Raw genomic sequence first — 13,116 nt, 5'->3', positions numbered from 1 at the left:
GCCCGGCGGCGCCCCGCAGCCGCAGCCGCGGGTCCCGAGCTGGGGCGACGAGAGCGCCCGGCCCGCCCCGCTGGACGCGCCGCGCGGCCACGAGGAGCCGGACGTCGCCCGTACCTCCCAGATCCCGCGCGTCGACGACCGGCAGGGTCCGGCGGCGACCGCGGAGATGCCGGCGATCGGCCGCTTCGACGAGCGGGAGGGTCCCGCCTCCACGTCGGAGTTCCCGCGCCCGGACTTCGACACGCCCGCGCCCGGCGACGCCGGCCGGTTCGCCGCGCCGGAGCGGAACGCGTCGGCGCCCGCCGACCAGTTCGGCCGGCCCGGTGATCACGCGCCGCAGGGCGGCGGCCGGGACGGCTCGCAGGACGGCGGGGCGTTCGTCCGCACCGACGTCTTCGGCACCCCCGCCGACCAGGGCGGTTACCCCGCCCCGCAGGGTTACGACGACTCCTCCACCGGTCGCCACGACCTGCCCGGCCGCCAGGACCCGGCCACCACCGGCCAGTTCGAGCGCCCGGACACCGCCGCGGCCGACGGGCGGTACGAGCGCCAGGCCCAGGACGACGCCTTCGCGTCCCAGGGCTACGACCGCTCCCCCGCGGCCGGCGACCAGTACGCCCAGCAGGACCCGTCGACCACCGGCCAGTACGCCCAGCAGGACCCGTCGACCACCGGCCAGTACGCCCAGCAGGACGCGTCGACCACCGGCCAGTACGCCCAGCAGGACGCGTCGACCACCGGCCAGTACGCGCGGCAGGACGCCTCCACCACGGGCCAGTACGAGCGTCAGCCCCAGGACGACGCCTTCGCGTCGCAGGGTTACGACCGCTCCCCCGCGGCCGGTGGCCAGTACGCCCAGCCGGACGCCTCCACCACGGGGCAGTACGCCCAGCAGGACGCGTCGGCCAACGGTCAGTACGCCGCGCAGGACGCCTCCGCCACCGGCCAGTACCCGGCCGTCACCGGTCAGTTCGAGCGGCCGCAGGTCAACGGCGGCGGGTACGGCGGGAACGACTTCGGCGGCGCCCGGCCGCAGCGTCCGGTGCGGCAGGAGCCCGAGGCCCTGCCGCCGGCCACCGGCCCCGGCGACGGGCGGACGCCGCTGTTCGACACGTTGGAGACCAACTGGTTCCGCGGCGAACGCAGGGAGCGGCTCCAGGGCGACGCCCCGTCCGCCGCTCCGGCTCCGGAGCAGCCGCAGACCTCCGCGGCACCGCAGTCCGCCGCACCGCAGCGTCCCGCGACCTCTTCCTGGCGCAGCTCGCCGAACGACGAACTCGTTCGGCAGGCCGAGCGTGTCCGGCAGCCGGCCGCGGGCGGCATCACCACCTCCGGCCTGCCGCGCCGGGTGCCCCGTGCGAACCTCGTGCCGGGCACGGCTCAGCAGCAGTCTCACCAGAGCGGTCCGCAGGTCTCGCGCGCCCCCGACGAGGTGCGCGGCCGGCTGACCAATCTCCGTCGGGGTATCGCACAGGGCCGTCAGGCGGGAAGCGGCCAGACCGGCAACTTCCCGAGGCCCACTCACCAGCAGGAGCGTTAGTTGAGCCCGATGAGCCAGGCGGCACAGAACCTCAACTGGTTGATCACGAATTTCGTGGACAACACCCCCGGGGTGTCCCACACCGTCGTCGTGTCCGCCGACGGACTCCTTCTGGCGATGTCCGAAGGCTTCCCGCGCGACCGCGCCGACCAGCTCGCGGCCGTCGCCTCGGGGCTGACCTCACTCACGGCCGGGGCGTCCCGGATCTTCGAGGGCGGCAACGTGGCGCAGACGGTCGTGGAGATGGAACGCGGGTTCCTCTTCCTGATGTCCGTCTCGGACGGTTCGTCCCTCGCCGTCCTGGCGCACCCGGAGTGCGACATCGGCCTGGTCGGCTACGAGATGGCTCTCCTCGTCGACCGCGCGGGTGCGGTGCTCACGCCTGATCTGCGCGCCGAGCTACAAGGAAGTCTGCTCCACTGACAGGCCCCGGCACCACCCGTCTCACCAAATCACCGTCCGGCCGCCACAATCCCCCCACCGGCCACATCGGACGGCTTGACTTACCGACTTGCTGTCCCGCCCGGAGGACCCATGACCCCGCCCACCGCCTCTCATGATCCGTACGCGGAACCGTACGAGGACGAGGGCGACCAGCCGCTGGTACGTCCCTATGCGATGACCGGCGGCCGGACCCGGCCTCGCTATCAGCTCGCCATCGAGGCGCTGATCAGCACGACGGCCGACCCGGCAGCGCTGATGGGGCTGCTCCCGGAGCACCAGCGCATCTGCCACCTGTGCCGTGAGGTGAAGTCGGTGGCCGAGGTGTCGGCGCTGCTGGCGATGCCCCTCGGTGTGGCGAGGATCCTGGTCGCCGACCTCGCCGAGGCGGGACTGGTCGCCATCCACCAGCCGGGCGGCGACGAGAACAACGGCGGCGCGCCGGACGTGACACTGCTCGAAAGGGTGCTCAGTGGACTTCGCAAGCTCTGACGGGGGTCGGGCGACCACCTCCGCCAAGATCGTGGTGGCCGGCGGCTTCGGCGTGGGCAAGACCACGTTCGTCGGCGCCGTCTCGGAGATCAACCCGCTGCGCACCGAGGCCGTCATGACGTCCGCCAGCGCCGGGATCGACGACCTCACGCACACCGGGGACAAGACGACCACGACGGTCGCCATGGACTTCGGCCGCATCACGCTCGACCAGGACTTGATCCTGTACCTCTTCGGTACACCGGGCCAGGACCGGTTCTGGTTCATGTGGGACGACCTGGTCCGCGGTGCGATCGGCGCGGTCGTGCTGGTCGACACGCGGCGGCTCGCCGACTGCTTCCCGGCGGTCGACTACTTCGAGAACAGCGGGCTGCCCTTCGTCGTGGCCCTCAACGGGTTCGACGGACAGCAGCCGTACAACCCGGACGAGGTCCGCGAGGCCCTGCAGATCGGTCCCGACACCCCGATCATCACCACCGACGCGCGGCACCGGGCCGACGCGAAGAGTGCGCTGATCACGCTGGTCGAGCACGCGCTGATGGCGCGGCTGCGGTAGCGATCAAGTCGGGAACGGCATACGGAAGTTGCCGTAGGCACCACGGAGCCGGCTGTGTCCTTTGACACGGCCGGCTCCGGTGTTCATAACGTTTCGGCAGAGGAATCGGGTGGTGCCGCCACGCGTCGCGCACATCCGGTCTCGCTGTGCGCACGAACGTCCCGGCTTTTGACGCTCCTCGCTCGTTTTGACCGTTTTATCTAGGGCTTACCTCACATGTAATCTGCCCGTCACACTGTTTGGAAGAGCGCTGGTCGTCATGCTGGAATGCCAGAACTGCCCAATGGTCAAAGACGTACTCGACAGTAATGCGTACTCGTTGACGTGGCCGGCGTAGAAGACGTAGACGTACTGGGCTCTGAGACACAGCGGCACGACACAGGTGCCGACCGCCGAGAGGTTGTTGGTCGAGTGAGGCGAAGCAAGAACAGTCCCGAGCCGTCGGCCCGGGGCAACTTCACCCCGCCGCCGCGCACAGCGGCGCCCACCCCCGTGGCCGGCCAGGAACCCAAGGCCGCACCCGCCGCGCCGAGCGGCGGCCGGCTCTCGCCGCGGAACTGGCGGGTGGCCACGCGCCTCAACGCCATCCTCCTCATACCCGTGCTGGTCGGCCTCGTCATGGGCGGCTTCCAGGTGAAGAGCTCCATCGACACCTGGCAGGACGCCGAGGACGCCGAGAGCACCGCCCGCCTGGTCCAGGCCTCCCTCACCTACGCCAACGCCCTCTACAACGAGCGGGACGTCTCCGCCGCCCCGCTGCTCCAGGGCAAGAAGAACGACGAGGCCGTCATCAAGGCGCGCGGCGTCACCGACGAGGCCGCCAAGTTGTTCGACGTGGCGGCGCAGGGGATGCCCGCCAAGGCCGGTCTGGAACGCCGGCTGAAGCAGTTCCGCGACGTCGAGCCCCAGCTCCAGGCGCTGCGCACCACCGCCTACACCTCCAAGCTCAAGGGCGTGGAGACCGAGGAGGGGTACGTCGGCGTCGCCCACCCCCTGATGGAGTTCGCCAACGAACTCGGACTCGGCACCGGCAACATCACCTCCTACGGCCGTACCGTCTACGCGATCGGCCTGACCAAGGCGTCCCTCTCCCTCGAACGCGCCATCGGCATGCACATGCTGGTCAAGCCGGGTCCCGACCCGAGCCACCTGGCCAGCCAGCGCGTCGCCCTGTCCTCCTACGCCTATCTGGAGGGCATCGCCGTCGAGGAGTACATCGGCGGCGGTACCGAGGCGGACGCCAAGAAGCTGGAGGACGCCGAGACGAAGATCAAGGCGGACGGCGCGGCCCTGGCCAAGGAGGCCGCCGCCGACGACCCGGACTACGTGGCGCCGCCGACCAACCCGACCACCATGGTCACGGAGCTGGCCGCGCTGGAGTCCACGGACACCGCCGCCCGTGCGTCGCTGGCCCGGCAGGGCATCACGCCGGAGAACTGGTGGGCGGTCAACACCCTCAAGTTCGACGCCTACCGCACCATCGAGTCGGACATGGCCGACAAGGCCGTGAGCGAGGCCTCCGGCATAGCCGACGACGCCGAGCAGGACGCCTACATCACCGGCGCCATCGTCGTGGTCGCGCTGCTCGCCGCGTTCATCCTGGCCGGCATGGTCGCCCGCCAGATGAGCCGCAACATGCGCCAGCTGCGCAACGCCGCGTTCGGCGTCGCCGAACAGCGGCTGCCGATGCTGGTCGACCAGCTCTCCCGTACCGACCCCGGCCGGGTCGACACCCGGGTCGCCCCGATCCCGATCAGCACCACCGACGAGATCGGCGAGGTCGCCCGCGCGTTCGACCAGGTCCACCGCGAGGCGGTGCGGCTCGCCTCCGAGCAGGCGCTGCTCCGGGGCAACATCAACGCGATCTTCACCAACCTCTCGCGCCGCAACCAGTCGCTGATCGAGGGCCAGCTGACCCTCATCACCGACCTGGAGAACAACGAGGCCGACCCGGACCAGCTGGAGAGCCTCTTCCGGCTCGACCACCTCGCGACGCGCATGCGCCGCAACGGCGAGAACCTCCTCGTCCTCGCCGGCGAGGAGCCCGGCCGCCGCTGGGACCAGCCGGTCCCGCTGGTCGACGTGTTGCGCGCCGCCTCCTCCGAGGTGGAGCAGTACGAGCGCATCGAGCTGTCGGGCGTGCCGGAGGCCGAGATCCACGGCCGGGCCGTGACCGACCTCGTGCACCTCCTCGCCGAGCTGCTGGAGAACGCCACCACCTTCTCCTCGCCGCAGACCAAGGTCCGCGTCACCGCGACCCGGCTGCCCGACGGCCGCGTGATGATCGAGATCCACGACAAGGGCATCGGCCTGACCGCCGAGGACTTCGCGGACATCAACCACAAGCTGGCCAACCCGCCGACCGTGGACGCCGCGATCTCGCAGCGCATGGGCCTGTTCGTGGTCGGCCGCCTCTCCGACCGGCACGGCATCCGGGTCCAGCTGCGCCCCTCCGGCGAGCAGGCCGGCACCACGTCGCTGGTCATGCTCCCGGACGCCATCACGCACGGCGGCGGCGGCGAGAGCCCGGTGGAGCGGGGCGACTTCACGGTCTCGCAGATCATCCCCGAGCAGCAGTTCGGCGGCGGCGAGAACTTCGCGCAGCCGCAGTCGCAGCAGCCGCTGCGCACCGCCGCCGAGCTGGGCTTCGACGACAGCCGCTACGCGGACGTCCCCGACGACGTGCGCGAGCTGGACCCGGTCGGCCGCAGCCTGATGCGCGAGGAGCGCCGCGCCGCGCTGGAGTCCCACGCCCACCCGGGCCAGGACGGCGCCGACCCGGCCGCGCCGGGGGAGGCCGCCCCGTACCAGGACCCGTTCACCGGTCAGCAGCCCGCGTACGACGACGGCCGCGGCGGCTACCAGGAGCAGGCGCCGGCCGGCTACGACCAGCAGCCGCCCTACGCCGACCAGGGCCCGACCGCGTACGACGCACCACAGCAGCAGGCGTACGACAACCAGTACTACGCGCCGAACGGCGGACTGCCGCAGGGCGATGCCTACTCCCCCGACGGCGCTTACGCGCCGACCTCGTACACCGAGGCGGGACTGCCCGAGCGCCCGGTCGCCGGCGGCGGGGCCCAGGACGGCTTCCCCGGCTTCGAACAGCCCCGTCCGCAGGACGACTGGCCGCAGCAGGACGCCTACGCGAACGGCTATCCGTCCGCCTATCCGGCGGCCCCCGCGGAGGGGTACTCCCCGCAGTCCGCTGACGTGAGCGGAGACGACCGCGTAGGCTTCGACCGTCCGGGACCGGCTCCTTCCGCCTCCCACGACCTGACCGATGCCGGGCTGCCGCGCCGTGGTTCCGCGGCGAACGCGTCCGCGGGCAGCGGACAGCGCGCGGACCGGGAGACGGCGGCGTCCGCTCCGGAGGGCAACGGCGAGGGCGACTGGCGTTCGGCCAACGACGAACGCTGGCAGCAGGCTTCCCAGCTGAAGAAGCCGAAGGCGGGCGGAGTGACCTCCTCCGGTCTGCCCCGGCGGGTGCCCAAGGCCAATCTGGTCGAGGGAACCGCCGAGTCCACCCCCCAGGGAGGCCCCCAGGTCTCCCGCGCCCCGGAGGATGTCCGGGGCAGGCTGAGCAACCTGCGGCGCGGCGTCGAGCGAGGCCGCAACGCAGGCAGTGAATCGAACAACGGCCAGGCCACTGGGTCTCACCACAGTGGTTCTGACAGCACCTACGACCAGGAGCGTTAGTGTGAGCCCGATGAGCCAGGCGGCGCAGAACCTGAACTGGTTGATCACCAACTTCGTGGACAACACCCCGGGGGTGTCCCACACGGTGGTGGTCTCCGCCGACGGACTCCTTCTGGCGATGTCCGAAGGCTTCCCGCGCGACCGCGCCGACCAGCTCGCGGCCGTCGCCTCCGGTCTGACGTCGCTGACCGCCGGTGCCTCGCGCATCTTCGAGGGCGGCCATGTGAACCAGACGGTTGTGGAGATGGAGCGGGGATTCCTGTTCATCATGTCCGTATCCGACGGTTCGTCGCTCGCGGTTCTCGCACACCCGGAGGCGGACATCGGTCTCATTGGGTACGAGATGGCCCTTCTGGTCGACCGAGCCGGTACCGTCCTCACGCCGGACCTGCGCGCCGAGCTCCAAGGGAGCCTTCTCAACTAACGGGCAGACGGTGCGTTTTGGCGTCCCGGGGCCGTAAGGTTTCGGGACGCGGCTCCACAGTGGTGGGTGCCAGGCACAGTCGGAGGAGGAGAAAGTGGCAACACCCCCAGGCGGTCCGTCTTCGGGCAACTGGTCGTACGGCCCCGCACAGGGCCACGGCGACGGTGCGAACCCGTACGGCTTTCCCTCCACGCCCAGCCACCGGCAGCCGTACGCGCCGCAGGGTCCCGGCCCTTCGCCGTACGACCAGCCGCCGGCCCCGCGCATCCAGCCCGTGCAGCCGCAGCGCCGCGCCCCTGAGCCCGCGCCCGCCGGGGCGTCGAACAACCCCCTGGTACGTCCGTACGCCATGACCGGCGGCCGGACGCGCCCGCGGTACCAGCTCGCCATCGAGGCGCTGGTGCACACCACCGCGCAGCCGCACCAGATGCAGGGCCAGTTGCCCGAGCATCAGCGGATCTGCCACCTCTGCCGTGAGATCAAGTCGGTGGCCGAGATCTCGGCCTTGCTGACCATCCCTCTCGGCGTGGCCAGGATCCTCGTCGCCGACTTGGCGGAGGCGGGACTGGTCGCCATCCATCAACCCGGCGGCGACGAGAGCGCCGGCGGCCAGCCAGACGTGACACTGCTCGAAAGGGTGCTCAGTGGACTTCGCAAGCTCTAGCGGAGGGCCTTCCCGCTCCACCACGTCCGCGAAAATCGTGGTGGCAGGCGGTTTCGGCGTGGGTAAGACCACGTTCGTCGGCGCCGTCTCGGAGATCAATCCGCTGCGCACAGAGGCCGTCATGACATCCGCGTCAGCGGGGATCGACGACCTCACCCACACCGGGGACAAGACGACCACGACGGTCGCCATGGACTTCGGCCGTATCACCCTCGACCAGGACCTGATCCTCTACCTGTTCGGTACGCCCGGTCAGGACCGGTTCTGGTTCATGTGGGACGACCTGGTGCGGGGTGCGATCGGCGCGATCGTGCTGGTGGACACCCGTCGTCTCGCCGACTGCTTCCCGGCGGTCGACTACTTCGAGAACAGCGGGCTGCCCTTCGTGATCGCGTTGAACGGGTTCGACGGGCAGCAGCCGTACAATCCGGACGAGGTCCGGGAGGCGTTGCAGATCGGTCCGGACACGCCGATCATCACGACCGATGCCCGGCATCGGGCGGACGCCAAGTCCGCGTTGATCACGCTGGTGGAGCATGCGTTGATGGCGCGGTTGCGGTAGTTCGCCGGGCGCGGGTGCGCTGTGGCTTGTCGCGCAGTTCCCCGCGCCCCTGACGGGGGCTTCCCCTGACGGACATCGAGAAGGCCCCCTCCTTGTGGGAGGGGGCCTTCTCGGTTCTCCGGGTGCTCAGCGCCAGCTGTGGGGGGCGTGGAAGCCGGGCTCTCGTTCCAGGCGGCGCCAGCCGGCGCGGACGCTGCCGCCGCGGGCCGGGGCGATCTCGGCGGGCCGGGCCGCCGCACGGGCCATCAGTACGGCGGTGATCGCGGCGACCTCTTCCGGGTCGGCGTGGCCCTTCTCGACGCGGATGTCGGGCATGGACATGGATCGGGCTCCTTGAGAGGTCACTGCGGAGGGTTGCCGTGCTTGCGGGAGGGCAGGTCGGCGTGTTTGGTCCGGAGCATCGCCAGGGAGCTGACCAGTACCTCGCGGGTCTCGGCCGGGTCGATGACGTCGTCGACCAGACCGCGCTCGGCCGCGTAGTACGGGTGCATCAGCTCGGCCTTGTACTCCTTGACCATCTTCTGCCGCATGGCCTCGGGGTCCTCGGCGCCGGCGATCTGCCGGCGGAAGATGACGCCCGCGGCGCCCTCCGCGCCCATCACGGCGATCTCGTTGGTCGGCCAGGCATAGGTGAGGTCCGCCCCGATGGACTGGGAGTCCATGACGATGTACGCACCTCCGTACGCCTTGCGCAGGATCAGGCTGATCCGCGGCACGGTCGCGTTGCAGTACGCGTACAGCAGCTTCGCGCCGTGGCGGATGATCCCGCCGTGCTCCTGGTCGACACCCGGCAGGAAGCCCGGAACGTCCAGGAACGTCACGATCGGGATGTTAAAAGCGTCACACATCTGGACGAAGCGCGCAGCTTTTTCACTGGCCTCGATGTCCAGCACGCCCGCGAGGGTCTGCGGCTGGTTGGCGACGATGCCGACGACCTGGCCGTCGAGCCGGGCCAGCGCGCAGATGATGTTGCGGGCCCAGCGCTCGTGGACCTCCAGGTAGTCGCCGTCGTCGACGATCTCCTCGATGACCTTGGCCATGTCGTACGGCCGGTTGCCGTCGGCCGGGACGAGGTCGAGGAGGACGTCGGAGCGGCGGTCCACCGGGTCGGAGGACTCGGCGTGCGGCGGGTTCTCCCGGTTGTTCTGCGGGAGGAGGGAGAGGAGGTAGCGGACCTCGGCGAGGCACGTCTCCTCGTCGTCGTAGGCGAAGTGGCAGACGCCGGAGGTCTCGGCGTGCACGTCGGCGCCGCCCAGGCCGTTCTGCGTGATCTCCTCGCCGGTGACCGCCTTGACGACGTCCGGGCCGGTGATGAACATCTGCGAGGTGTCGCGGACCATGAAGACGAAGTCCGTGAGGGCGGGGCTGTACGCCGCGCCGCCCGCGCACGGGCCGAGCATCACGCTGATCTGCGGGATGACGCCGGACGCCTTGGTGTTGCGCTGGAAGATGCCGCCGTACCCGGCGAGGGCGGAGACGCCCTCCTGGATGCGGGCGCCGGCGCCGTCGTTCAGGGAGACCAGCGGGGCACCGGCCGCGATGGCCATGTCCATGATCTTGTGGATCTTGGTGGCGTGGGCCTCGCCCAGCGCGCCGCCGAAGATCCGGAAGTCGTGTGCGTAGACGAAGACCGTCCGGCCCTCGACCGTCCCCCAGCCGGTGACGACGCCGTCGGTGTACGGCTTCTTCGCCTCCAGCCCGAATCCGGTCGCCCGGTGCCGGCGCAACTGCTCGACCTCGCGGAAGGAGTCCGGGTCGAGGAGCAGCTCGATCCGTTCCCGCGCGGTCAGCTTGCCCTTGCCGTGCTGCGCCGCCGTCGCCTTCTCGCTCGGCCCGGCCAGCGCCCGCCCGCGGATCTCGTGCAGCTCGGCGACCCGCCCGCGCGCGTCCGTCGGCTCACCCGGCGCCTCATCCAAAACGGTCATGTAGCGACCTTACGAAGCGGACCAAGGAAAGCGAGCCGTCGACTCCTCACAGTCTCCGGAGCGTTTTCCTGGTACGACTGAACAGAACCGCGGCGACATGCAGCCTTTTCGACTGCTCAGGGGGTCCGCCCGTTGTAGAGGTCGCACAAAGACGTCAGCTGAGAGTCACCTCACATCCGTGCGTCGCGCATACCGTCCCCGGGGTGACGCGCAGCCGCAGCCGACGGCCCGTGGACAGGATCTCGACCGTCTCGTCGGCCCGGACCGGCGCTCCCACGGGGTGGTCCCAGGTGATCTCCAGCGGTTCGCCCGTACGGGGTGGTTCGCTGATGTGGAGCGTGGCGGTACGGCCCCGGCGGCGGACCAGGACGCTCGCGCCGGCCGACGCGGTGAGCCCGTCCACGGTACCGGCCTCCCGGAAGGCCGCCGCTGTCAGGCCCAGTGCGGGGACCGTCACGGCCTGGCGTGACGGGTCGTTGGCGAGGATTCTGACGCGGTCGCGGTCGCGGTCGCGGTCGGCGGCTCGGCGGGCGACGGCGCCGCGCGTCGCGCCGGGGAGCAGGACGTAGGCGTAGGCCGCGTCGGCGGGGTCCGTGCCGTGGTCCAGCCAGAGGGTCTGCCAGCGGCGGGTGCGGCGCTCGGTGGAGCCGCCGGTGTTGATGTCGGACCAGGCGCCGGTGCGGTCCTCGCGCAGGGTGCGCAGGGTGCCGCCGTCGAGGACGATCCAGCCGCCGTGGCCGTCGAGGTGGGCCCAGCCGGGACCCTCGGTGAGGGCGGCGGTGCCCGCCTCGCCGAGGTTGCGGTTGTCGACGACCGTCTCGACGGGGACGCCGTCCGCGCAGGTGATGCCTGCGCCGAGGCAGACCACGTGGTCGTCGAGGAAGAACCAGGTCTTGTGGGCGCGGAGGGTGGAGCCGAGTCCCTCCAGTTCCTGGCCGACGACCGCGTACGTCCCGTCGGTGGTGCCGCCGACCCACCGCGCGCCGGGTCGGGCCTCGCCCCACTCGCCGCCCGCCCGGTCGGCGAGGCGGCGGGTGGAGACGGTCGTGCCGGGGAGGCGGTACCAGTCGACGGTGGGCCAGAACCAGTCGGTGTACTGGCCCTGCTGTCCGCCCGCCGGCCACCAGGAGAGCCAGCCGGCGCCGGTGTGCCAGCCGCGCGGGTTCTCGCCGTTGCCGCACTCGTAGTGGGCGATGCGGTCGCTCGCCATGGACAGGGCGGCGGTGAAGCCGGGGCGGCGGTGCACGGCGCGGTCCATGGCGGCGAAGAGATGGTGTCCCACGGGGTCGGGTGCGGCCGCGACGGGGGCGGCGGCGACGGCGTGCAGCCGGGCGAGGTCGGCGACGCCGAACTGGGGTGCCGTCAGGATCGGGGCGTAGGTGCCGCGTTCGATCCAGCCCTTGAGGCGGGCGTGCCAGCGGTCGCGCTCGGCCTCGCTCGCGCCGCCCGCGAGGACGGCCATCGCGGCGATGATCTGCTGGCCGTGGTAGTGGTCGCCGCGCAGGACGCCGAGTTCGTCGCCCTGGGACAGGCCGCGGCTGATGGCGCGTCCGCTGACGCAGTCCGCGATCAGGCCGTCGTGGACGAGCGGCGCGTAGGCGTTCTCGACGCTGTCCAGGACGGTCTGCCGGTTCGGGTCGCGCACCTCCCACTCGGAGCCGGCCAGCAGCGTGAAGAGGCGGCCGAGTCCGTCGAGCATGACCTGCCCGTACGTCCCCGAGTACGCGACCCAGGTGTGCTGCACGAACGAGCCGTCGGCGTAGAGGCCGTCGCCCTTCTCCACGTACGGGAAGACCGGGGAGAGGGCGTCGCGGGCGAGGGCGATCTTGGCTGGGTCCCGGCCGAGGACGCCGCGCAGGGCGACGGACCGGCACAGGTCGACTCGGTTGGCGCCGGTGGAGGTGCCGGTGTAGTCGCCGAGGGCGCTGTCGGGGACGAAGTGGTCCACCGCGGCGCAGGCGGCGGCGACGCGGTCGGCGCCGAGGTGGTCGTACAGGGCGGCGGCGATGTCCGTCAGGAGGCGGGGGCTGCCGATCTGCCACTCCCACCAGTTGCCGTAGCGGGTGGTGGCGGGGTTGTAGACGGTGGCGGAGAGGTGGTCGAGGCCGCGCAGGACGTCCGCGAGGAGGGTGTCGTCGCCGGTGGAGCCGGTGCCGTCCTGGAGATACGCCTGGGTCATCGTCCACAGCCGGCCGTACGCGGCGGTGATGCCGGAGGGCGGGTCGAAGGGCCGGCCGGGCCAGAGGGAGGTGGGGGTCGGCGCCATGGTCCGCCGGTAGGTGCGGGCCAGTTCGCCGGTCCGGGCGAGCCGGGAGGCGTACGGCTCGGCGGCGGGGTCGTAGCCGGTGCCCAGGGAGAGGTCGACCCAGCGGTGGCGGAGGGTGTCGTAGGGATCGTCGGCCTCGGCGGCGCGGGCGCGGGCCGGGGCGCCTAGGGCCGGGGAGAGCGTGGCGGCTAGTGCGGCGGCGAGGAGGACGGCACGGCGGGGCACACCGAAGGGCGACGAGGTCATGTCCATGGCGTCTACCACGCCGGCCGACGCGGCGGAAGAAGGCGTCACCCTCGCCACCCCCGCACCACGCGGTCGGGCGCGGTACGCCGCCGCACCGGGCACGGCACACACCGCAGCCGATGCCTCTGACGTCCACGCCCTCGCCCTCACCCCCACCGGCTGACGGAGCCGACCGCCACCCGGGCATCCACCCGCGCTCGGCCGAACGGCCCGACGAGCATCCGCCCTCACCCGGGCGGGGCCGCCCCCGGACCGGGCCGGGGGCCGGGCCAGGGGGCCGGGCCAGGGGGCCGGGGGCCGG

11 protein-coding genes and 1 pseudogene are annotated in these 13,116 nt (G+C 71.6%); 9 read left to right on the top strand and 3 right to left on the bottom strand.

Annotated elements, in window-relative coordinates; all coding sequences use genetic code 11:
• The 8 genes and pseudogenes from UW392_RS35400 to UW392_RS35365 form a co-directional block, all read left to right on the top strand.
• Positions 1–1,540 (top strand): annotated as a pseudogene (locus UW392_RS35400) (hypothetical protein); the annotation flags it as partial.
• A gap of 9 nt (positions 1,541–1,549) precedes the next feature.
• Positions 1,550–1,963: a roadblock/LC7 domain-containing protein gene (locus UW392_RS35395; protein WP_003973453.1), complete on the top strand. Its 414-nt coding sequence runs from the start codon at positions 1,550–1,552 to the stop codon at positions 1,961–1,963.
• Positions 1,964–2,074: 111 nt separating this feature from the next.
• Positions 2,075–2,473: a DUF742 domain-containing protein gene (locus tag UW392_RS35390; RefSeq protein ID WP_003973454.1), complete on the top strand. Its 399-nt coding sequence runs from the start codon at positions 2,075–2,077 to the stop codon at positions 2,471–2,473.
• Positions 2,454–3,029: a GTP-binding protein gene (locus UW392_RS35385; protein ID WP_215170007.1), complete on the top strand. Its 576-nt coding sequence runs from the start codon at positions 2,454–2,456 to the stop codon at positions 3,027–3,029. Before UW392_RS35390 ends, UW392_RS35385 begins: the two co-directional genes overlap by 20 nt.
• A gap of 411 nt (positions 3,030–3,440) precedes the next feature.
• Positions 3,441–6,728 (top strand): nitrate- and nitrite sensing domain-containing protein, encoded by a 3,288-nt coding sequence (locus UW392_RS35380; protein WP_320779307.1) that lies wholly within the window; start codon positions 3,441–3,443, stop codon positions 6,726–6,728.
• Between the two features lie 10 nt (positions 6,729–6,738).
• A complete protein-coding gene (locus tag UW392_RS35375; RefSeq protein WP_054219305.1) occupies positions 6,739–7,152 on the top strand; it encodes a roadblock/LC7 domain-containing protein in 414 nt (137 codons plus the stop codon).
• A gap of 94 nt (positions 7,153–7,246) precedes the next feature.
• Entirely contained in the window at positions 7,247–7,816 is a 570-nt protein-coding gene (locus tag UW392_RS35370; protein WP_320779306.1) for a DUF742 domain-containing protein, read from the top strand.
• Positions 7,797–8,378, top strand: coding sequence for a GTP-binding protein (locus UW392_RS35365; protein ID WP_009314218.1), 582 nt, complete (start codon positions 7,797–7,799; stop codon positions 8,376–8,378). The genes UW392_RS35370 and UW392_RS35365 overlap by 20 nt, the downstream gene beginning before the upstream one ends.
• A 126-nt stretch (positions 8,379–8,504) precedes the next feature.
• Here UW392_RS35365 and UW392_RS35360 read toward each other — a convergent pair whose 3' ends face one another.
• From UW392_RS35360 to UW392_RS35350, 3 genes are all read right to left on the bottom strand, one after another.
• Complete coding sequence (locus UW392_RS35360) at positions 8,505–8,699, bottom strand: acyl-CoA carboxylase subunit epsilon (protein WP_320779305.1); 195 nt, start codon at positions 8,697–8,699, stop codon at positions 8,505–8,507.
• A 20-nt stretch (positions 8,700–8,719) separates the two neighbouring features.
• The gene (locus UW392_RS35355) at positions 8,720–10,303 is read right to left on the bottom strand and encodes an acyl-CoA carboxylase subunit beta (RefSeq protein ID WP_320779304.1); all 1,584 of its coding nucleotides are present in this window, start codon (positions 10,301–10,303) and stop codon (positions 8,720–8,722) included.
• Positions 10,304–10,457: 154 nt separating this feature from the next.
• On the bottom strand, positions 10,458–12,815 hold the full coding sequence (locus UW392_RS35350; RefSeq protein ID WP_320779303.1) for a polysaccharide lyase 8 family protein: 2,358 nt from the start codon (positions 12,813–12,815) through the stop codon (positions 10,458–10,460).
• Between the two features lie 4 nt (positions 12,816–12,819).
• Here UW392_RS35350 and UW392_RS35345 point away from each other — a divergent pair, with 4 nt between their 5' ends.
• Entirely contained in the window at positions 12,820–12,978 is a 159-nt protein-coding gene (locus tag UW392_RS35345; protein WP_320779302.1) for a hypothetical protein, read from the top strand.
• Positions 12,979–13,116: the final 138 nt, after the last annotated feature.

The organism is Streptomyces sp. CRN 30 (assembly GCF_034105845.1).
This window is presented reverse-complemented; position numbering and strand designations above follow the sequence as displayed.